The sequence below is a fragment of the Thalassospira sp. CH_XMU1420-2 genome (genome assembly GCF_037029325.1).
Lineage (GTDB): Bacteria > Pseudomonadota > Alphaproteobacteria > Rhodospirillales > Thalassospiraceae > Thalassospira > Thalassospira povalilytica.
The window spans coordinates 580,165-601,819 of the sequence record NZ_JAYMEG010000003.1; the positions used below are offsets into that span (position 1 = coordinate 580,165).

21 protein-coding genes are annotated in these 21,655 nt (G+C 53.2%); 9 read left to right on the plus strand and 12 right to left on the minus strand.

Annotated features, from left to right (window positions below; all coding sequences use genetic code 11):
* Positions 1 to 6: 6 nt before the first annotated feature.
* From ugpE to WA429_RS12380, 5 genes are all read left to right on the plus strand, one after another.
* Positions 7 to 861, plus strand: coding sequence for a sn-glycerol-3-phosphate ABC transporter permease UgpE (gene ugpE, locus WA429_RS12360; RefSeq protein WP_068519088.1), 855 nt, complete (start codon positions 7 to 9; stop codon positions 859 to 861).
* A 58-nt stretch (positions 862 to 919) separates the two neighbouring features.
* Positions 920 to 1,990 carry a sn-glycerol-3-phosphate import ATP-binding protein UgpC gene (locus tag WA429_RS12365; protein ID WP_287465058.1) on the plus strand — a complete coding sequence of 357 codons (1,071 nt, stop codon included), beginning with the start codon at positions 920 to 922 and terminating at the stop codon, positions 1,988 to 1,990.
* Positions 1,991 to 2,133: 143 nt separating this feature from the next.
* A complete protein-coding gene (locus WA429_RS12370; RefSeq protein WP_156480874.1) occupies positions 2,134 to 2,607 on the plus strand; it encodes a GAF domain-containing protein in 474 nt (157 codons plus the stop codon).
* A 58-nt stretch (positions 2,608 to 2,665) separates the two neighbouring features.
* On the plus strand, positions 2,666 to 3,190 hold the full coding sequence (ssb, locus tag WA429_RS12375) for a single-stranded DNA-binding protein (RefSeq protein ID WP_287465057.1): 525 nt from the start codon (positions 2,666 to 2,668) through the stop codon (positions 3,188 to 3,190).
* Positions 3,191 to 3,534: 344 nt separating this feature from the next.
* Positions 3,535 to 3,954 carry an NUDIX domain-containing protein gene (locus WA429_RS12380; RefSeq protein WP_287465056.1) on the plus strand — a complete coding sequence of 140 codons (420 nt, stop codon included), beginning with the start codon at positions 3,535 to 3,537 and terminating at the stop codon, positions 3,952 to 3,954.
* On the opposite strand, the gene WA429_RS12385 is transcribed toward WA429_RS12380, so the two are convergent.
* A complete protein-coding gene (locus WA429_RS12385) occupies positions 3,935 to 4,459 on the minus strand; it encodes a YchJ family protein (RefSeq protein WP_287465054.1) in 525 nt (174 codons plus the stop codon). The two genes, WA429_RS12380 and WA429_RS12385, sit on opposite strands and share 20 nt — an antisense overlap.
* Before the next feature lie 621 nt (positions 4,460 to 5,080).
* Here WA429_RS12385 and rpoH point away from each other — a divergent pair.
* On the plus strand, positions 5,081 to 5,950 hold the full coding sequence (gene rpoH, locus WA429_RS12390) for an RNA polymerase sigma factor RpoH (protein WP_068519083.1): 870 nt from the start codon (positions 5,081 to 5,083) through the stop codon (positions 5,948 to 5,950).
* 121 nt (positions 5,951 to 6,071) lie between these two features.
* On the opposite strand, the gene WA429_RS12395 is transcribed toward rpoH, so the two are convergent.
* Positions 6,072 to 6,524 carry an NUDIX hydrolase gene (locus tag WA429_RS12395; RefSeq protein WP_287465053.1) on the minus strand — a complete coding sequence of 151 codons (453 nt, stop codon included), beginning with the start codon at positions 6,522 to 6,524 and terminating at the stop codon, positions 6,072 to 6,074.
* Complete coding sequence (locus WA429_RS12400; protein WP_114113258.1) at positions 6,505 to 6,780, minus strand: hypothetical protein; 276 nt, start codon at positions 6,778 to 6,780, stop codon at positions 6,505 to 6,507. The genes WA429_RS12395 and WA429_RS12400 overlap by 20 nt, the downstream gene beginning before the upstream one ends.
* A gap of 200 nt (positions 6,781 to 6,980) precedes the next feature.
* Here WA429_RS12400 and WA429_RS12405 point away from each other — a divergent pair, with 200 nt between their 5' ends.
* A complete protein-coding gene (locus WA429_RS12405) occupies positions 6,981 to 7,847 on the plus strand; it encodes a DUF502 domain-containing protein (protein ID WP_068519080.1) in 867 nt (288 codons plus the stop codon).
* A 59-nt stretch (positions 7,848 to 7,906) separates the two neighbouring features.
* On the opposite strand, the gene recG is transcribed toward WA429_RS12405, so the two are convergent.
* Positions 7,907 to 9,994: an ATP-dependent DNA helicase RecG gene (gene recG / locus WA429_RS12410; RefSeq protein ID WP_287465052.1), complete on the minus strand. Its 2,088-nt coding sequence runs from the start codon at positions 9,992 to 9,994 to the stop codon at positions 7,907 to 7,909.
* A gap of 233 nt (positions 9,995 to 10,227) precedes the next feature.
* On the opposite strand from recG, the gene WA429_RS12415 reads away from it, so the two are divergent.
* Positions 10,228 to 10,500 (plus strand): FAD assembly factor SdhE, encoded by a 273-nt coding sequence (locus WA429_RS12415; RefSeq protein ID WP_114113260.1) that lies wholly within the window; start codon positions 10,228 to 10,230, stop codon positions 10,498 to 10,500.
* A gap of 7 nt (positions 10,501 to 10,507) precedes the next feature.
* On the plus strand, positions 10,508 to 14,005 hold the full coding sequence (gene mfd / locus WA429_RS12420; RefSeq protein WP_287465051.1) for a transcription-repair coupling factor: 3,498 nt from the start codon (positions 10,508 to 10,510) through the stop codon (positions 14,003 to 14,005).
* A 57-nt stretch (positions 14,006 to 14,062) separates the two neighbouring features.
* Here mfd and WA429_RS12425 read toward each other — a convergent pair whose 3' ends face one another.
* The 8 genes from WA429_RS12425 to WA429_RS12460 form a co-directional block, all read right to left on the minus strand.
* Positions 14,063 to 14,761 (minus strand): DsbA family oxidoreductase, encoded by a 699-nt coding sequence (locus WA429_RS12425; RefSeq protein WP_228195470.1) that lies wholly within the window; start codon positions 14,759 to 14,761, stop codon positions 14,063 to 14,065.
* Complete coding sequence (locus WA429_RS12430; RefSeq protein ID WP_287465049.1) at positions 14,754 to 15,977, minus strand: phosphopentomutase; 1,224 nt, start codon at positions 15,975 to 15,977, stop codon at positions 14,754 to 14,756. Before WA429_RS12430 ends, WA429_RS12425 begins: the two co-directional genes overlap by 8 nt.
* 58 nt (positions 15,978 to 16,035) lie before the next feature.
* Positions 16,036 to 16,923, minus strand: a complete 888-nt coding sequence (deoC, locus tag WA429_RS12435) for a deoxyribose-phosphate aldolase (RefSeq protein WP_287465047.1) — start codon at positions 16,921 to 16,923, stop codon at positions 16,036 to 16,038.
* A gap of 183 nt (positions 16,924 to 17,106) precedes the next feature.
* A complete protein-coding gene (locus WA429_RS12440; RefSeq protein WP_287465045.1) occupies positions 17,107 to 18,246 on the minus strand; it encodes a succinylglutamate desuccinylase/aspartoacylase family protein in 1,140 nt (379 codons plus the stop codon).
* Between the two features lie 125 nt (positions 18,247 to 18,371).
* Positions 18,372 to 19,115 carry an ABC transporter permease gene (locus WA429_RS12445; protein WP_068519074.1) on the minus strand — a complete coding sequence of 248 codons (744 nt, stop codon included), beginning with the start codon at positions 19,113 to 19,115 and terminating at the stop codon, positions 18,372 to 18,374.
* A 3-nt stretch (positions 19,116 to 19,118) separates the two neighbouring features.
* The gene (locus tag WA429_RS12450; RefSeq protein WP_287465043.1) at positions 19,119 to 19,811 is read right to left on the minus strand and encodes an ABC transporter permease; all 693 of its coding nucleotides are present in this window, start codon (positions 19,809 to 19,811) and stop codon (positions 19,119 to 19,121) included.
* A gap of 112 nt (positions 19,812 to 19,923) precedes the next feature.
* Complete coding sequence (locus WA429_RS12455; protein WP_287465041.1) at positions 19,924 to 20,721, minus strand: lysine/arginine/ornithine ABC transporter substrate-binding protein; 798 nt, start codon at positions 20,719 to 20,721, stop codon at positions 19,924 to 19,926.
* A gap of 86 nt (positions 20,722 to 20,807) precedes the next feature.
* Positions 20,808 to 21,581, minus strand: coding sequence for an ABC transporter ATP-binding protein (locus WA429_RS12460; protein ID WP_068519071.1), 774 nt, complete (start codon positions 21,579 to 21,581; stop codon positions 20,808 to 20,810).
* Positions 21,582 to 21,655: the final 74 nt, after the last annotated feature.

Here is a 21,655-nt window from a genome sequence, read left to right on the forward strand (position 1 = left end):
GCCCAGATGTATCAGTCGAAATGGCGAATTTTTACCAACCACACAATTCTGATTTTGGGCGCGCTCTTCATGATCATGCCGGTCTGGATTGCCTTTGCGTCATCGACGCATACCCGTGAATTCATTTTCCAGAACGGTCTGCAATTCTGGCCGGGTGGACATATGATCGACAATTACGGGGCGATCCTGTTTGATCCGTCGGCCACAAAGGGCAGGGTCACCGCACTTGAAATGCTGTTTAACAGCATGGTGCTGGGGCTTGGCTTTGCAATTGGCAAAGTCATTATCTCGATGATGGCGGCCTATGCGATTGTCTATTTCCGGTTCAAACTGGCGGTGCCGCTTTTCTGGGTGATCTTTTCGACCCTGTTGCTTCCCCTTGAGGTACGCATTGTGCCCTCATACGAGGTGGTGGCAAACCTTGGCTTGCTGAACACCTATACCGGGCTGATCCTGCCGTTGATTGCATCGGCGACCGGGACTTTCTTTTTCCGGCAGTTTTACCGCTCGGTCCCGGATGAACTGCTTGAAGCCGCCCGTTTGGACGGGGCAGGGCCCATTCGGTTCTTTATCGATATTCTTGTGCCGCTTTCGGTCACCATGATTGCTGCGATCTTTATCATCATGTTTGTCGTTGGCTGGAACCAGTATCTCTGGCCACTTCTGATGACCACCGATGATCAGCTTTATACCATCGTGATCGGCATCAAGCAGGTCTATAACTCGCTATATGAAGGCGGACAAATCCCGCAGTTTCCCAAGGCATTTGCCCTGACAATCATGGCCACCATTCCGCCGGTTCTGGTGGTGGTCATCTTCCAGCGCATGTTCATCAAGGGTCTGGTCGAGACAGAGAAATAATTCTGTCTCCCGACACTTGCTGAGCTGACAACAACTGATCCGAATACAGGATACCACGATGGCAACAGTTACCCTTAATCAGGCTGAAAAGACCTATCCGAACGGCTTCAAGGCCATTCATGGCATTGATCTTGCCATTGAAGATGGCGAATTTACCGTCCTTGTCGGACCGTCCGGATGCGGAAAATCAACCTTGCTGCGCATGATCGCCGGCCTTGAAAGCATTTCAGGCGGTGAAATCAGCATCGATGGCAAGGTCGTCAACAAAGTGGCACCGGCTGATCGCGATATTGCGATGGTGTTTCAGAACTATGCGCTTTATCCGCACATGAACAATTTTGACAATATGGCTTATGGCCTTCGCAATCGCGGTTACAGCAAGGCCGATATCGAAAGCAAGGTCCGCGAGGCCGCCCGAATTCTTCAGCTTGAAGATCACTTTGATCGCAAACCTCGTCAGCTTTCCGGCGGGCAGCGTCAACGCGTTGCCATGGGCCGCGCGATTGTTCGCCAGCCCAAAGTCTTCCTGTTTGACGAGCCGCTTTCAAACCTTGATGCCAAGCTGCGCGTTGATATGCGCCTTGAAATCAAGAACCTTCAGCAGCGTCTTGGCATTACATCTGTGTATGTCACCCATGACCAGGTCGAAGCCATGACCCTTGCCGATCGTCTGATTGTCATGAATGGCGGCGTTGCCGAGCAGATAGGGACACCGATTGACATATATGAAAAGCCGGCAACCCGGTTCGTGGCAGGGTTCATCGGATCCCCGGCGATGAACTTCCTCAATGGTGTTATTTCCGACGATGGTAAACATGTGACTGTCGGCGACGGAGTGATGCTTGATATCGACCACAATATTGCTGGTGGACGGGCTGTTGTCGCGGGCATTCGCCCGGAACATCTCAGCATCGCACAAGCCGGGCAGAGAACGATCAATGCAACTGTCCGCATGGTGGAATCCCTTGGGGCAGAAACCCTTGTTTATCTGGATTTCGGAAGCAAAGCCGACAATGTCACGCTTCGCCTACAAGGGACGCACAACTTTTCCAGAAATGATGCCCTTGATCTAACAGTGCCGGCCGACAAAATTCATCTGTTCGATACGGAAAGTGGCAAGCGTCTTTAATCGCTGTTTACAAGCTGATTTCAGATACCTCCGGCATATATCCTGTGCCGGGGGTATTTTTGTTTCGTCTATCGGTCAATTTGCCCTTGTCTCGCAGGGGGCGAACGGGGTAGTTCGTATCGTCAAAGAACATGGAGATCACCGTGCAGCCAGACATTAAAAAATCCCTGTATGCCGAAGCAGAAAAAGAACTGATCAGCATCACAGAGGGCGAAACGAACGTCACCGCATTGATGGCGACAGTATCGTGCATTCTGTCGGAGAAGTTTGATTATTACTTCTGGACCGGCTTTTACGTGGTTGATCCCAAAAAGGAAAATGAACTGGTCGTCGGCCCGTATCAGGGCACGCTGGGCTGCTTGCGCATTCCATTCGGTCGTGGCGTTTGCGGAACAGCTGCTGCCACCCGCGAGACCCAGCTTGTCGCCGATGTGCACGCGTTTCCGGGACATATCGCGTGCGACAGCCGTTCCAATTCCGAAATCGTCGTTCCGGTCATCAATCGTGATGGACAGTTGATTGCGGTGCTTGACGTGGATAGTGTCGAGTATGGCTCGTTTGATGAAACGGATCGCGTTTCACTTGAAACTTTAATGCAGCGCATTTTTGCGCAATGATAATTCACAAGTCCTGATCATTCGGGACAGCGGACAACACAAACTTGGAAGATAACCCATGGCTGGTAGTGTCAATAAAGTCATTCTCGTAGGGAACCTCGGGCGCGATCCTGAAATCCGGTTCACCCAGGCCGGTAAGAAAATCGCCAATTTCAGCATTGCGACCTCCGAACAGTGGCGCGACCGTCAGTCTGGTGAGCGCCGCGAGCGTACCGAATGGCATCGCATTGTAGTCTTCAACGAAGGCCTTGCAGACGTTGTCGAACGCTTCGTCAAAAAAGGCAGCAAGCTTTATATCGAAGGCCAGCTGCGCACCCGCAAATGGCAGGGACAGGACGGCAAGGACAACTATACGACCGAAGTCGTGCTTGAAGGCTTTAACTCCAACCTGACCATGCTTGATAACCGCGGCGAAGGTGGCGGCGGCATGGGTGGCGGTTCATCATCCGGCGGCGGCTATGGCGGTTCTGACAATGGCGGCTTCGGCGGCGGTTCTGACGCGGGCTGGGGTAACGCTGGATCGTCGGGCGGCGGTTCCGCACCGGCCGGCGCACCGGACCTGGATGACGAAATTCCGTTCTAAGAATTCAGCATCGACATGATCTTCAAAACACCCCGGAACAAAGCTGTTTCGGGGTGTTTTCATAAAGCAGTAAGTTCATTCCGTACGCTGTCTCTATTGACGGTCCTTTTTGTGACATGATCGATAGTGACTTTCGTGCAAAGATGAATTTAATCGGGCAAACAGACCTGTTTGGCAGGTTTGGAAACTCAATAGTTCATATGTTTCTACGCGTTGCCAAGCATTGCTTGATCGTGCTATCGCGTTAAAAATAAAATAGAAACCCGGATATTTGCTGGCAACGGCAAACATTTCAGAAGGCAAGTAGATCCGATTTGGTAGGCCCAGTTTTTGGAACCCCGCGCATGGGGCAAAGCTATGTTGTTCAGGACTGCTCCTATGCCGTTATTCGAAATGGCGAGGGCAAGGTTGCTGTTGCGCGCACACCCAAGGGGATCGTTCTTTTGGGGGGCGGGGTTGAGCCGGGTGAAAGCGAACAGGATGCGCTTTATCGCGAAGCCTATGAAGAGTCCGGATATCGCATCCGGATTATTTCCCGTCTGGGATTTGCATCACAATATGTGAACAATTTCGCCAAAGGCAGATACCGCCTTAAACGTGGCACCTTCTTTGAATGCGAACTGACAGAAAAACTCGGCCCGCCGCTTGAAGACGACCACGAACTGGTCTGGATGCCGTATCAGAAAGCCCATGAAAGTCTAATCAGACCGTTTCATCGCTGGGCACTGGAATTTGTCAGCTCTGCTAGCCGCAGCACTTCTTGAACTTTTTCCCTGATCCGCACGGGCAGGGATCATTACGGCCCGCTTTGGCGCCGGCAACGGCACTTGTGCCCTGGGTGGCAATAGTTGCCGACTGGCCTTCTGATGGAAAGACGCCGTCAACATAGAACCACTTGCCGTCACGTCGAACGAAATTTGACCGTTCATGCAACTTATATGTTTGTCCGTTTTCAATGAAGCTTGCGACAAATTCGACTATCCCCGTCTGATCGAGGATTCCACCCTTTGCGCGGTCAATGATTTGAAGTCCTGTCCACTGGGTTTGATCATCCCTGATCCCATCGGCATCGAAATCCGCCCGTTTTTCCGGGGCAAGGGTTGCCGCAAGGTAGTCACCATTGCGAACGACAAATGCACTATAGCGTGATCGCATCAGCTTTTCGGCTGTTTCCGGCATGCTGTCGCCCGCATGGAACCGGCCACAACAATCACCATAGGTTTCCCGATTGCCGCAGGGGCACGGATTTGTCGATGGAAAAGCAGACATACGATATTCCCGGTAATCAAGCGTGGTGCGCGACCCTATATCAGGCGGTTCGCGGATACCAGTTCCTTTGATTTCGACGGTTACCTTTTGGTCACCTTGTAACCGTGTATTTGACTAAGGGTCATCAGTGACACCGAATTTGGACAGCTTGCCTTTGTTTCGCCTCATATCGATTTTACCGTGAATTATTGGCATTCCGAGTACCCGACAGGGTTTGTCGGCTATCGATCGTAAAATGCTGATATTGGATGATTAATATAACTGAAATACTGGTCAGAAGTTCTTGACTGATTTGGTCAGGTTTAGATATATTAAGAATTGCGGGTGGGGGCCCAAAGGCACCGCCGGATCAAAGTCCGGCCTATTGGCGGACATGTAACTTGTCGATTTGCTTCATGTAAGGATGAGACACCATGAATGAACTTCTTATTAGCGTCTGCTGTCCTCTTCCATAGACACCTATGGAATGAAATTGCGACCGGACTTGCGATATCTCCCATTACATTCCGGTCGTCCAAGTGAATAAATTCACAACCGACAGTGTTTGCGCGTCATCTAATCTTTGACGGACTCCGTATTCAATACAGATGTCGACGCGTAAACCTCTCAGGAGGACATAGAATGAGCGCCATTAAATTACCAGCCGTTCCCCAGGATGAGGGATTTTCGGGTTATCTCCGCGAAGTTTGGAAGTTTCCGATGCTTACCGCGGACGAAGAATACATGCTGGCCCATCGTTATCAGGACCATGATGACACCGCGGCCGCCCACAAACTTGTGACCAGCCACTTGCGTCTTGTTGCCAAAATTGCATTCGGGTATCGCGGCTATGGCTTGCCGATGGCCGACCTGGTTGCCGAAGGCAATACCGGCCTGATGCGTGCCGTCCAGAAATTTGATCCGGAACGCGGTTTCCGTCTGTCGACCTATGCGATGTGGTGGATCCGTGCTGCGGTAACCGAATATATTCTGCAAAGCTGGTCCATGGTCAAACTCGGCACCATGGCCGCGCAGAAGAAACTGTTCTTCAGCCTGCGCAAGGCAAAACGTCAGCTCAATATCTATGACAATGGCGAATTGTCCCCGGATGAAGCTGATCAGGTTGCCGAAAAGCTTGGTGTAACCGGCCGTGAAGCACTTGAAATGAACCGTCGCCTGGCGGCGCGTGATTTCTCGCTGAATACGCCGATGCCAAAAGACGAGGGGATGGAATATCTCGATACCCTGTCATCGGATGCACCAAGCCCGGAAGCAATCGTTGCTGATGCCGAGGAACGTGTTCTTCATAACGGCATGCTGAAAAACGCACTTGGTGAATTGCCCGAACGCGAACAGGAAATCATCAAGGCCCGTTTCCTGAGCGATGATCCGATCACGCTTGAGAAACTTGGTGAACGTTTCGGTGTCAGCCGCGAACGTGTCCGTCAGCTGGAAGCCCGTGCTTTCAAAAAGCTGCAGGAAAGCGTTCTGATGCAGCATGCACAAGCCTGATCGGGCAGGAAGCAAACAATCAAAAGGCGGCACCTTGATGTGCCGCCTTTTTTGTATCTGCCAGCAGCCCCGTTTCGGGACGTGGGGGCTTGGGGACTTGGGGTCTTGGGAACTTTGGCAATTAACGGCCTTCAAGGACCGCCCGGGATTTCGCGATCACGTCGACGGTTTTGCTCCACAAACCGTATTTCGTGACATCGCCAACCTTCACCCATTTTGCATCGGCCGCATCACCCCCCAGACTGATGTCGGGGTTAAGGGCAACCGCAACGAAATCAATCAGGGTATAGTGATATTCCACTTTGTCGTCTTCGGTTCGTGAAATCAGATCAACCGTATCGACCAGGATCGGACTTGAAATTTTAACACCGGTTTCTTCCATGACCTCGCGGCATACTGCATCGCGAACGGTTTCACCGACCTCTTGCGCGCCGCCGGGAATGCTCCAGCTGCCGATATTGGGTTCCTTACCACGCTGAATAAGCAGGACATGATCCTGATGCCAGACAACCGCACCAACACCGATCATCGGCCGCGGTAAAAACGTTCTTTCGTCAAGCTCGGAAATCGTCATCATCTTCTTCCAAATCATCGTCCGGATCAGGGACTTCGTGAACTACCTGACCGGTCATTTCGCGCGCACGAATGCCGGTTGTACCAAGAAACTGGTCTTCGGATTCCGGATGCAAGGACATCACGAAATCCCGCGCAGGCGCGTCGCCAAGGGCGAATTGCCGTGCGGTTTCATAATCCGGGGCCCGGACCTTGGCCGTTTTCACCCCGACCGAGCCATCATTGTCGTAAATATATTCGACTATCCAGACCTTCAAAACGTCTCCACAACGGTTCTGTTTGCCTATTTGCGGTTTGTTTGGTTGCGCCGCAAACTTGAATACTGCTATCACTTCAAGGAACGGGGAAACCCGATCCGATGTCGCAGCAATGCCATATTCTTACTTACAAATACTAAATACCAAAGGCTATTCTTACCAATAGCTATCTGGTTGCGGCACTTCAGCACAGGTGATCAATGAACGCCAAGCGCGACGACACAAATGATACGGAAAATCAGGGTTCCGGTCATGTTCTTCCCAGCCCGGGCTTTTTCGCCCGGATGCGGGCATATTTTCTGACAGGTATTCTTGTAAGCGCGCCGCTTGCAATCACGTTCGGTCTGGCCTGGTGGTTTATCGAGTTTGTCGATAGCAAAGTCATCCCACTAATCCCGTCACACTATAATCCCGAAACATATCTGCCGGCGGGCTATCAGGATTACGGCATTCCCGGCCTGGGACTTCTGGTCGTTCTGGTCTTCATCACCATTGTCGGCTGGTTTACGACCAACTTTGCCGGTCGCGCACTGATCAAGCTTTATGAACGCATTCTCGGCCGCATTCCGGCCGTGCGCAGCATCTATAGTGCGGTAAAACAGATTCTTGAAACCGTGTTGGCCAACCAGTCCAATGCGTTCCGGCAGGCGGTGTTGCTGGAATATCCGCGTCGCGGGATGTGGGCGATCGGTTTTATTACCGGCCAGACCAAGGGCGAGGTGCAAAACCTTACCGAAGACACGGTCATCAACATTTTCTTGCCGACGACCCCGAACCCGACATCGGGCTTTTTGTTGTTCGTGCCGCGTCGCGATATCATCATTCTCGACATGACGGTGGAAGAGGCGATCAAAATGGTCATGTCCGGGGGTATCGTTACCCCGCCGGACCGCCGTCCGCCCGAAGAACAAAGCCAGCCAAAGGTCGCGGCAAAGACCTATGAAGATGTGGATGTGCTTCGTGAAAAGGAAAATGTACCGATTTTGGTTTCGCGCGATATTCCCGCGCGCATTGATCCGGATGCGGATACATCCCCAAAGGATGGCAAAACACGCGAAGACGCATAGCCTGTTACAGCTTGCCGAACAAATCAAAGGGCGCCAACATCGGGCGCCCTTTGCCATTTCTAGCCAGACCGGAAATAGCGTACGGCCTCGTCACGTTCAAACAGATACAGCAACAAGCGCAACGCTTCGCCGCGCGCCTTTTGCAAATCCGGATCGCGATCAACAATCAGCCTTGCATCATCGCGTGCAATCGCCAGCAAATCCCCATGAAGCTCCAGATTTGCCAGGCGGTATTCCTGAAGACCGCTTTGCCGCGTCCCCAGAACCTCGCCGGCGCCGCGTAATTTCAAATCTTCCTCGGCAATTACAAAGCCGTCTTCGGTTTCGCGCATGATTTTAAGGCGTGATTTCGACACCTGACCAAGTGGACTGCCATATAGCAGCAAACAGGTGGATGCTGCATCGCCACGCCCGATGCGGCCACGCAGCTGATGGAGCTGTGCCAGACCAAAACGTTCTGAATGCTCGATCACCATGATGGTTGCCTCGGGGACGTTCACCCCGACTTCGATAACCGTTGTCGCAACCAGAATGGACGTCTCGCCATGGGCAAAACGCTCCATGACCTCGTCCTTTTCCTTGCCCTTCATCTTGCCATGAACAAGGCCGACACGGCTTTCACCAAAAAGCTCAACCAACACACGATAGCGTTCTTCCGCTGCTTGCAGATCCAGCACTTCTGAATCCTCCACAAGCGGGCACACCCAATAGATCTTTGTGCCGGTACGGATCGCGCGTCCAATGCCGGAAATCACATCATCGACCTTGTCGATCGGAAGAACGCGCGTATCCACCGGCTTGCGACCAGGTGGTTTTTCATCAAGACGCGAAACTTCCATATCGCCAAACGCGGTCAGGGTCAGTGTCCTTGGGATCGGGGTTGCTGTCATCACCAGCACATCCACGGCCTGACCTTTGCCCGCCAGCATCAATCGTTGATGCACACCAAACCGGTGCTGTTCGTCGACCACGGCAAAGGCAAGGTCCCGGAACACCACGTCATTCTGAAACAGTGCATGTGTTCCGACCGCAATCTGGACTTCGCCACTTGCGAAACCTTCCAGCGATGCCTTGCGCGATTTTCCCTTGTCCCGTCCGGTCAGGATTGCACAACTGACCCCGATCTTTTCAAGCAAGGGGGCAATGGTTTCAAAATGTTGCCGGGCCAGAATTTCAGTCGGGGCCATCAATGCTGCCTGGCGCCCGCATTCGACCGCGTTCAGCATTGCCATCAGGGCAACCACCGTCTTGCCCGAACCAACATCCCCCTGCAAAAGACGCAACATGCGACCTTCGCTTGCCATATCGGCATAGATGTCCGTTAACGCGCGTTGCTGCGCGCCTGTCATGGCAAAGGGCAGGTGGCCCGCCAACGCATCACGAAGCCCGCCATCCCCCTTGGTCACACGTCCGCCAAGCTTGCGCATTTTGGCGCGAATAAGCGCAAGGGCCAGCTGATTTGCCAGCAATTCATCATAGGCCAGCCGTTTGCGCGCCGGATGATCGGGCGACAGATCTGTGTCATCTTGCGGATTATGAACAATATTCAGGGCCGTTTTAAGGTCCGGCCATTCATGGCGCGCAACAAGTGCCGGATCATGCCATTCCGGCAAGTCGGGCAGGGTGCCAAGGGCTGCGCGTGCGGCCTTGGTCAATGTTTTGCCGGTAACGCCAGCAGACATCGGATAGACCGGCTCCACCGTTTGAATTTCGTCACGTTCGGCCTCTGTCCCGATCCGGTCGGGATGGGTAATTTGATATTCGCCGCGATAATGATCAATTTTTCCCGAAACAATGCGTTTTTCGCCCACCGGCAAAACGTCATTCAGGTATTTTGCGCGTGCATTGAAAAACGCCAGAACCAGCGTGCCGCTTTGGGTTTTGCAAATCACACGGTAAGGACGGCGACGGTTGGGCGAAGGATCATGCCGCTCGACCCAGACATCAATTGTTACGACCGACCCGTCAATTGTTTCGCTTAACGGCGGGGACAAGCGGCGATCAATGATCCCGGATGGCAAGTGCCATAGTAGATCGACAACATGTTCTCCGCCAATCAACCGGGCAACAAGCGGCTTTAACCGTGGACCAATGCCCGGCAGGGTGTCGATTTCAGCAAAAAGCGGGAACAGAATTTCCGGGCGCATGACGGTTTTGGTTGCAACTTTTGATGAGAACGTTAATAGAACAATTGCGTTTATGGCACGGGTATACAACAAAATTATCGCGGGACAACCGGCAAGTCACCAATTGATGCAAAATCAGGTGATCGGCACCATGGACCCGGATCGTATTTTACCGTAAAAACCATGCCACAGAATTGCAGACAGCCGGCCCTCCCGCCGGGCGGCTATCAAAGAGTTAAATCAGGAGATCGACCATGACTGACAACATTTCGGAACTCGAAATGCGTCGCAAGAAACTGTTGTTCCGGGGCGGCCATCGCGGCACCAAGGAAAACGATATCCTGATGGGGCGTTTCATGGACAAGCACCTGAGCACCCTGACCGAAGAACAGCTTGATACGTTCGAGGCACTGATCAACGAAGTACCGGATGCAGATTTCTTCAAATGGGCAACCGGCAAGGAACAAGCGCCAGCCCAATATGACACGGATGTTCTGCGGATGATCCGGGAACTTAGCAACGCCTGATAAAGCATTGAGTAAAATCAAAGAAATCATATCGACCAAAGGTCGGAAACGTGTTGGTGGTGTCCCGGAAGGGGCCGACGCCCTGATCCTGCGTGAGTTGCTTGACGCTGCCGGAACCAACCAGACGGTTCTTCATATTGCGCGCGATGACAAACGCATGTCGCAATTGGCAGAGGCGCTTCGGTTTTTTGCCGGCGAAGTCGACATATTGACGCTTCCGGCCTGGGATTGCCTTCCCTATGACCGGGTATCCCCGATCGCGGAAGTAACCGCACGGCGTATCGAAACCCTGACCACACTGGCAGAGGGCACAAAGCCGGCCGCCGGGCAGGGGCGCATTGTGCTTACAACCGCGGCGGCCGCCATCCAGCGTGTCCCGCGGCTTGAAGTAATGCGCAAGGGTAAACTCGCCTTCAAGGCCGGATCGGAATATGACCGGTCTGAACTGACCGCCTATTTCGAACGCATGGGATATAACCGCGCCGAGCAGGTGATGGAACCGGGCGACTATGCCGTGCGCGGCGACATTGTCGATATCTTTGCACCGGGCATGAAAGAACCTGTGCGCCTTGATTTCTTTGGGGATGAAATTGAAAGCATCCGCCGCTTTGACGTTGAAACACAGCGCACCGTTGGCAAGGTCAAGGAAATCGCCCTGTTGCCGGTGGGCGAGGTATTCCTTGATCCCGACAGCATTTCACGGTTCCGAAGCGGTTATCGCGAATTGTTCGGCGCGGTTTCGCAAACAGATCCGCTATACGAGTCAATTTCAAACGGCCTGAAATATGGTGGCATGGAACACTGGTTGCCACTGTTCCATGACGGGCTTGATACGATCTTTGCCTATCTGCCAGATACCATCGTCACACTGGATTACCAGTATGGTGAGGTCATCGAAAACCGCCTTGAAATGATTGACGATTATTATCAGGCACGTCTGAATATCAGAGGCGGCGGTCTTTCGGGTGATAATGTCTATAAGCCGGTTCCGACCGAACGGCTTTATCTTGATCAGGCCGAATTTGACCGGATGCTGGCAGATCGTGTCGTTCTTGAATATTCGCCATATTATGACGATGAAAACCCAGAGCGCGGCATATTTGACCTTGGTGCACGGGCGGGGCGTGATTTTGGTGACGTGCGTGCGCGTGCTGATACCAACCTTTATGACGAACTACGTGATTTCATCACGACCCAGCGCGGCAAGGGAAATCAGGTTGTCATTGCGGCCTATTCCGACGGGTCTCGTGATCGTATGGTATCGCTTCTGCGCGAACATGGGGTTGGCAAGGTTGTCACATGTGAGTGCTGGGAAGATATCACTGATGATTTGACCCATGAACATGTTGCGGTCGTCATCCTTGATATTGAACGCGGTTTCCGTCGTCAGGGCCTGTGGTTTGTAACCGAACAGGACATCCTCGGGGATCGCATGAGCCGTCCGGGCGGTCGTCGCCGCAAGGCAGACAACTTCCTGCGCGAAGCATCCGAGATCTCCGAAGGTGATCTTGTTGTTCACCTTGAACACGGTATCGGGCGTTATCTTGGCCTTAAAACCGTGACGGCGGGTGGCGCCCCGCATGATTGTCTTGAGCTTGAATATGATGGCGGCGACAAGCTGTTTGTCCCGGTCGAGAATATCGAAGTCCTGTCGCGTTACGGCTCGGACGAAGGCATATCAATCCTTGATAAACTGGGCGGTGTTGCCTGGCAGGCCCGCAAGGCCAAGCTGCGCGAACGTATCCGCGACATGGCCGGCAAACTGATCAAGGTTGCCGCCGAACGGCATCTGCGCAAAGGTGCGCAATTGCAGGCACCCGAAGGAAGTTACGACGAATTCTGCGCAAGCTTCCCGTTCGCCGAAACCGAAGACCAGGCACGTGCCATCCGCGATACACTTGATGACCTTGCCGCTGGCAAGCCGATGGATCGTCTTGTCTGTGGTGATGTAGGCTTTGGCAAGACCGAGGTTGCCATGCGTGCGGCCTTTGCCGCGGTAATGTCTGGTAAACAGGTCGCCATTGTCGCACCGACCACATTGTTGTGCCGCCAGCATTACCTCAATTTCAAGCAACGCTTTGACGGGCTTCCGGTTCGGGTCGAACAGCTTTCGCGCCTGGTCACCGGCAAGAATGCCAAACTGGTCAAAGACAACCTTGAAAGCGGCCATGTTGATATCGTCTGTGGTACCCACGCGTTGTTGGGCAATGGCGTGCATTTCAAGGATCTTGGTCTTCTGATCATTGATGAAGAACAGCATTTCGGCGTGAAACACAAAGAACGCCTGAAAGAACTGAAATCAGACGTGCATGTTCTGACCCTTACCGCGACACCGATCCCGCGGACGCTGCAATTGGCGCTGACCGGGGTCAAGGAACTGTCGATTATCGCCACGCCGCCGGTCGACCGCCTGGCGGTTCGAACATACATTACGCCCTATGACCCGGTAGTTGTCCGCGAGGCTATCCTTCGCGAACGTCATCGTGGTGGTCAGATTTTCTATGTCTGTCCGCGCGTGAACGAACTTGGCCGGGTGGCCAAGGAACTCGAAAATCTGGTGCCGGAAATCAAGTTTGATGTTGCCCACGGTCAGATGGGTGCCCGCGATCTTGAACAGGTGATGACTGATTTCACCGATCGCAAATTTGATTTGCTGCTGGCGACCAACATCATTGAATCGGGTATCGACGTTCCCAACGCCAATACCATGATCATCCATCGTGCGGATATGTTTGGTCTGGCACAGCTTTATCAGTTGCGCGGGCGGATTGGCCGTTCAAAACAGCGCGCCTATGCCTATCTCACGCTTCCGAACAGCAAGAAGCTGACAGCAACGGCGCTGAAACGTCTTGAAGTCATGCAGACACTCGACAGCCTCGGCGCCGGGTTCAACCTTGCTAGCCATGACCTTGACATTCGCGGGGCAGGCAACCTGCTTGGCGAAGAACAATCCGGTCATATCAAGGAAGTCGGGATCGAGCTGTATCAGCAAATGATCGAAGAAGCCGTGGCCGAGGCCAAGGGCGAAATTGATGCTTCCGAAGATGCAAGCTTTGTCCCGCAGATCAATATCGGTATGCCGGTTCTGATCCCGGATCGCTACGTGCCTGATCTTGGCGTGCGATTGGGTCTTTATCGCCGGATTTCCGAATTGCGATCACGCGAAGAAGTCGACCAGTTCGCGGCCGAGATGATCGACCGGTTTGGCAAATTGCCCAAAGAAGTCGAAAACCTTCTGGATGTTGTCACGATCAAGCAATGGTGCCGTGTCGCCAATATCGAAAAGCTTGATGCGGGCCCCAAAGGTGCACTGATCACGTTGCGCAATAACGAATTCCCGAACCCGGCCGGATTGATCGGCTTTATCCAGCAGCAGGTTGGCGTTGCCCGCCTGCGTCCTGACCACAAGATTGTCTATTCAGCTGGTTGGGATGGACCGACAGATCGACTGGAAGGCCTTAAAAGGCTGATGAAGCGGCTTTCCGATATTGCAGTCGCAACTTAAAGAAAAGGCGGGTAACAAACTGTTATCCCGCCTTTTTTTTAATTTCTCACTTGCTGATCAGGCCGGTATTTCTTCCTGTCGCGCAAGACGGATCATCCGTTGCAAAATGTCGGGTTCCTGTGCCCCCGACAAAGCATGACGGCTGTTAAACAGGAAACAGGGCACACCGGTCACACCCATTTGATGGGCCACACGATTTTCCTGTCCGACAAATTCCCGATCCATATCACCGGCAAGATATTCAAGAATTTCATTTCGGTCTTCGCCATGGCGGACCGCGATATCTGCCAAAAGCTCATGATCGCCAATGTCCTGGCCTTCCAGGAAATAGGCGACAAACAGATCTTCGACCAGCGCATTGCCAACAGCCGGGCGTTCCGCACACATCTTGTAAATCAGGCGATGGGAATCTGTTGAATCGGGTGTGACCTTGATCTGGTCAAATTTGAAGTCAATGCCGACAGCTGCCCCGGCATCTTCGATTGCCTTATAGACCCGTGCAGCACTTTCTGATCCGCCGAACTTTGCCGACAAATACAGTTTGCGGTCGATGCCGCCACTGGGCATGTCCGGATTGAGAAGGAAAGGGCGCCACGTGATCATCAACTGATCAAGCTTTTCGCGTGCCAGCGCCTTTTCCAGTCGCTTTTTACCGATGTAACACCATGGGCAAATCGTATCGACAATGGCCTCGATCCGGATCGGTGCCGTTGTTGTTTCACTTTGTCCGATTTGCCAGTTCATGATGCTATCCATTCAAAAACGATGTTCCCGCCGCAAGTGGCGCAATACCAAGGTGATCGGCAACCGTTTGTCCGATATCGGCAAACGTTTCCCGCAAACCGAACGGACCCGGTGCGATCGCCGGACCAAAGGCCATGATCGGCACAAATTCGCGGGTATGATCATTCCCGCGCCACGTGGGGTCACATCCATGATCGGCGGTGATAATCACCAAATCACCGGGTTTGAGGGCTGCGCGCAATTCAGGAATTCGTTTATCGAACTCCTCAAGCGCGTTGGCATAGCCCGCAACATCGCGACGGTGACCGAATTCCATATCGAAGTCCACCAGGTTGGTGAACACAATGCTGTTATCAGGTGCGTCGGCAATTTCGGTCATCATGGCGTCAAACAGTGCCATATTGCCCGATGCCTTGACCTTCTTGGCAATACCGCGATGGGCATAGATATCGGCGATCTTGCCAACTGAAATGACCTTGCCACCGGCATCGCTGAACCGGTCAAGAAGGGTTGGTTTGTGCGGGGGAACCGCAAGATCACGGCGGTTTGCGGTCCGTTTGAAATCAGCCGGGCTTTCGCCGACAAACGGACGGGCAATCACGCGACCGATATTATACGGCTCGACCAGTTTGAAAGCGATTTCGCAAACTTCATAAAGTCGTTCAAGCCCAAAATGTTCTTCATGTGCGGCAATCTGAAACACACTATCGGCCGAGGTATAGCAAATAGGCTTTCCGGTCCTGATGTGTTCTTCGCCCAGTTCGGCAATGATCGTCGTGCCAGATGCGTGACAATTGCCCAAAATCCCCGGCAGATTGGCCTGTTCAATCAGGGCATCGGTCAGTTCGGCCGGGAAGGTCGGAACCGTCATCGGAAAATAACCCCAGTCAAAATCGACCGGCACACCTGCAATTTCCCAGTGACCGCTTGGCGTATCTTTGCCGCGCGACAGTTCCTTGGCATGGCCAAACGCACCAATCATCGCCCCGCCATGATCAAGTCCCGGCGGCACACGACCGGTTGCATCGCGTGCAGCTTCGCCAAGGCCAAGAGCAACCATGTTCGGGACATTGAGCGGACCGCTGCGCTGATCGTTATCAGCCAGCCCCTTGGCACAATGTTCGGCGATATGTCCGAGCGTATCAGATCCCTGATCCCCGAACTTCGATGCGTCCGGTGCAGAACCGATACCGAAACTGTCCGCTACGATGATAATGGCACGTGCCATGGATATTTTCCTTCAAACCAGAAGCTGCGAAAACCTGTGTCGCAGATAGTCAGTCGTCTTAGTAATTGCCAGTCGCCGCGGGCGCATCCGACGGTTTCGACCCGCAGGTTTCAAGCAGGGCGGTCAAAACCCCGCTGGCACCAAAACGGAACGTTTCGGGTTTTGCCCATCCGTCCCCCATGATGTGGTCGGCGATTGCGATATACAGTGCGGCGTCATCGGTTGTCTTGACCCCGCCAGATGCCTTGAAACCGGCGTCAATGCCGTCTTCTTCTTTGGCATCCCGAATGGCCGTCAGCATTGCCACAGCTGCTTCTGGCGTGGCACCGACGGGAACCTTCCCGGTTGAGGTTTTGACGAAATTGGCCCCGTGCCTGATCGCAAGGCGGGCGGCATCATAGACCTTGGCAAGGTCGTCAAACTCGCCGCTTTCAAGAATGACCTTCATGGTGGTCATCGTGCCGCACGCCATCCGGGTCGCATCAACAACATCGGCGGCAATCGCTGCATCCCCGCCAATAAAGGCCTTATAGGGGAAAACAAGATCGACTTCATCCGCACCCTTGGCAACGCAATCGGCTGTTTCATCGCCAACGCGCTGGGCATTGGTGCCACCTTCGGGGAAGTTCACAACAGTCGCCGTCTTGACCCCGGACTGTCCCAGCGCCCGCCAGGACGTTTCGATAAAGGGCGGATAGACACAAACCGCAGCTGTATTGCCCTCGGGTGTTTGGGCGCGCTTGCACAGGGCTTCGATGACCTCTGGCGTGTCATCATCATTCAGACTGGTCAGGTCAAGAACGGAAATGGCACGACGTGCAGTATCGGCGTCAGCTACTGCTTTTTTGCGGGCAGCGGCAATCACGTCGGAAACAGTTTTCGGGTCGAACATCGGAATATCCTTGCAACGCGCATCGCGCGACTTGTCGGTTTTAGGTGTGGACACCAGACAATCTGGCATCGAATGGTGGCAAAAGTCGGTTCACTTAATGCATCTGGCATTAAAGATAAAGACGGATCGTCCAATCGCCAAGAAGGTATCCAACCTTACCCCGGCAATCAATCGATCCGTCCAAAACACAGTTTCAATCAAAACAGCAGAACTGCCTGACAACTGCCGTCAAAAACCCTATTTCGACAGCAGCAATTGTCCTTCGCGGCCGGGCAGCGGCTCTTCACCGGCGACCGAACACAAATAGCCCCCCGGCACTACAAGGCGGATACCAAGGCGGGAATAGAGGATCCCGTCCGTGCGGCTTGAAAACGGCGTTTTCTGACCGGTTTCACAATCCAGCACATAACCCAGTTCCTGACCGGCCTTAACCTGTGCGCCGGCTTCGACAGAAAAGACAACCATGCCACCATGAACCGCAGCAACACGATCAACACCGGAAAGCGGCGTCGCATCACATTTCGGTTTGGGCAGGGGACCCGGATCCCCGGCGACAAGGCCGCGGCGCTGCAGGAACTTGAACATGTTCAGGGCATCGGGAATGGCATATTCATCATAAACATCCCGGTCACCGCGCAATTCGATTGTGGTTGCCAGGGTCGCCATCGGGATCGGGAACTTGTCGCCATAGGCACGGCGCAGCTCCACCCAAGGGCGGCTGAATGCTTCATCAAACGGGTTGTCACCACTGATTTCGGCAATCAGAGAACATTTTGATCCGATCTGTGCGGAAAGGTCGGCGGCATCGGGCCAGTTATGGTCACTGATATAAAGATGCATCGGCGCTTCCCAGTCGCAATGCAAATCCAGGACATAGTCCGCATCGATCGCCAGTTCGGCAAGCGTAAGGCGCAAATCCTGCAAATCGGTCAGCGGACTTACATCCTTGCGGTGTTGCGCTATCAGTTTGCGAAGTTCGGCCCGGATCAGGTTGACGTTCGCATCGGCATCCCGACCGAGTTTGCCGTCAACGGCGGCAATAAGCGCAGGGCTGAGATCCGGGTAATGGCGATTGAAATTCTGGCCGCTGCGCAGTTCAAACCGGCCAAGCGGCTTCATATCGACATATTGGGTAAGCCCGATCGGGTTGGCAAACGGAACAACAACAATCTCACCGGTGATTTCCCCCTTGGCATCGGCTTCTTTCAGCAATGCTTCAAGATGATGCAGGGTTATGACACCGGGCAGCTCGTCTGCATGCAATGCTGCCTGAAAATAGGCTTTCGGACCGGCTCCGGCCTTGCCATAGCGGCGCACGGTAAGGGCGCGTGACGTGCCCATTTGCGGGCGAACGAGTTCAATGCGTTCTTCTTGCATTTTGGTTTCCTGAAAAATGGTGGCGTGGGGCAAAACAGCCCGGACGGAAACAGATCATCACCAAATTTCTGGCATATGATTGTTACCGGCTTCCGGGCCGTTTGAGTATTCAAATTCAGTCAAGGTCAGGTAGGTAGCGCCTTGGTATTTGCTGAATGCTTGTCTTTGCGACGCTCATTCCGGCGCAGGTATCGCTCCATGCCCTTGAAGCCGAAGGTCAGCGTATAAACAATGATCAGATAGATCACGCCAGCCGAAATAAACGCCTCATAGGGAAGGGCGGTTCGCGCAACGATTTTACGCGCCGCACCGGTAAGCTCCATCATGGTCACAGTTGATGCCAGTGACGTCGCCTTAAGGGTAAAGATCACGTCATTGGTGTAAGCCGGCCAGATCATTTGCCACATCCGCGGGAAGATAATCCGCCGATAGGTGGTCCAGGGTGTCATTCCGCATGCACGCGCAGCTTCGAGTTCGCCACTTGGGACGTTCTGAATGCCACCGCGCATGATTTCTGCAACATAGGCCGATGTATTGAGCACAAAGGTCAGCAGGCAGTACCAATAGGGATTGCGAAGATAGACCCAGCTCCAATGATCCTGAATGCCGTCAATGTTCGAAATCAGCTGTCCGACGCCATAATACATCATGAACAGCTGCCCGATCAGGGGTGTACCGCGAAACACATAGATGAAGGCAAAAGGAACGGCCTGGACCCAGACTTTTTTGGACACGCGCGCCACCGCAAGCGGAATGGCCAAAATCGTTCCAAAGGTAACCGAGATTACCAGCAGCTCAATCGTCAGCAAAAAGCCACGCCAAAGCCAGGTATCATATTTGCCAAGAACGTAAATCAGATCTTCAAACATATCTTAGGCCCTCGCGATACCGCGGGCAGCCCGCTTTTCAAGATAGTTGAAGGCAATAAGCGAAACTGTTGTAAATGAAAGAAACATCAGCATCGCCACAAGATAGAATGTAAAGGGTGCCTTGTCCGTTCCAGCCCCGATGGCCGCCTTGCGCATGATTTCTTCGACACCAACAACCGAAATAAGGGCGGTGTCCTTGATCAGCACCTGGAACAGGTTGTTAAGCCCCGGAAGCGCAAAACGCCAAAGCTGTGGCAACTTGATGCGCATAAAGATTTGCCGTGGTGTCATGCCACATGCCGTGGCGGCCTCGATCTGGCCAATCGGGATGGATTGCATGGCAGCACGGAAAACTTCGGATGCGAATGCGCCCTGTACCAGTGCAAGGGCGGCAACACCGGACCAGAATGCCGGAATATCGACACGGGTTTCTTCACCGGAAATCAGTTCGGCAATGTTCTGAACGGCAATCGTGCCGCCAAAATAGATCAATAAAATAACAAGAAGTTCAGGGATACCGCGAATAAGAACGGTGTAGCTTTCCCCGATAATGCGCAACGAGCGATAGCGTGAAAGTTTCGCCGATGCGCCCAGCAGACCAATAATGATCATGAATGGCAAAACGGTAAGGCAAAGCTGAACTGTAACCAGTCCCCCTTCAAGCATCTGCCAGCCGCGGCCGTATAAATCGAGCATGGTGTCTCCAGCTTTCCTTGATGTCGCAGGCGTTTCAATCCCCTAAAAAGAAACACCAGACAACAATAAGGGCGGGGCGGCACAGTGATGCCGCCCCGGAAAAATCAACAGATCAATTCGGGTGCAGATTGATCGTCGGGAAATACTTTTTGTTCAGCTCGGCATAGGAGCCGTTTTCAAGCATTTCAGCCAGTGCCTTGTTGAAGATCTCTTTGAGATCCTGGTCTTCCTTGCGGATACCGATACCAGCGCCATCGCCGAACCATTCGCTCGGTGCGAACTGGTTGGAAACAAAGCCGTAGCCTTTGCCTTCGTCGGATTTCAGCCAGTCTTCAAGCGTACCGGAGTCAGCCAGGGTGGCATCAACACGACCGGCAGTCAGGTCAAGAAGTGCTTCGTCCTGGGTGCCGTACATACGAATTTCGACAGACGGGAAGTTGTCTTCCAGGAAGTTTGCGTGGGTCGTCGAACGCTGTACGCCAACGACAAGACCGTCAAGTGCGTCGTCGACGACTTCACCATCTTTGTACGCTTCGATGCTCATGCCGTCTTTACCAACGAAGACAGCCGGAGTGTTGCTGTAATAATCGGAGAAGTCGATAGAGCGTTTGCGCTCTTCGGTGATCGACATCTGAGCAATGATCGCGTCATATTTTTTCGCCAGAAGACCCGGGATCATGCCATCCCAGTCCTGGGCAACGATTTCGCATTCGATTTTTGCGGTTTCGCAAAGCTTGTTGGCGAAATCAACGTCAAAACCGATGAGTTTGCCGTTCTCGTCAACCATGTTGAACGGGGGGTAGGCACCTTCGGTTGCAATCACAACCTTTTCCCACGCCGCATTTGCTGCAGATGCGCTCAGTGCAATACCAATAGCGGCAGCCGAAGCAACCTTGATCCAGTTTTTCATTCAAATTCTCCCTTGTAAATTGGAATGGCGCACAACCTCTTGCACCCATTCACGCGACCGCCCCCAACAGAGGCAGCCTGCCCATATCAGAAATCGCGTTGAAGGAATTGCTTCATACGTTCTGATTTGGGGTTCTCGAACACATCAGTCGGGTTTCCGAATTCTTCAACCCGGCCCTGATGCAAATACATCACGTGGCTGGATACCCCTTTAGCGAAGCCCATTTCATGGGTCACCACCAGCATCGTGCGGCCTTCTTCGGCCAAATCTGTCATTACCTTAAGCACTTCCCCGACCAGTTCGGGATCAAGTGCGGAAGTCGGTTCATCAAACAGCAGGACTTCAGGTTCGATCGCAAGGGCGCGGGCAATCGCCGCACGCTGTTGCTGACCACCTGAAACATGCCCCGGGTAATAGTCACGCCGCTCATACATGCCGACTTTCTGAAGCAGCGCGTCTGCGCGCTCAATCGCTTCCTTTTTCGGCACACCCAAAACATGCACCGGTGCTTCGATAACATTTTCAAGAATGGTCAAATGGCTCCAGAGATTGAAGCTCTGAAACACCATTGCCAGTTTGGTACGGATGCGCTGAAGTTGTTTTTTGTCCGCGGCTTCCTGCGAACCGTCCTTCAATGTCTTCATGCGAATAAGTTCGCCATGGACATGGACTTTACCCGCATTCGGGGTTTCAAGCAGATTGATGCACCGCAGGAACGTACTTTTGCCCGAGCCAGAGGAACCGATAATCGAAATCACGTCCCCAGTATGCGCCGTCAGGTCAATTCCCTTGAGGACTTCGTGATCCCCAAAGCTTTTGATCATCCCTTCGACCTGCAGGGCGGGTATGTTTTTGCTCATAGCGAGTGAAAAGTTTCCCTGTTGAGAGTCTGAATTTTGTTCGTCTTAGCATCATCGAAACGATGCTCCCCCAC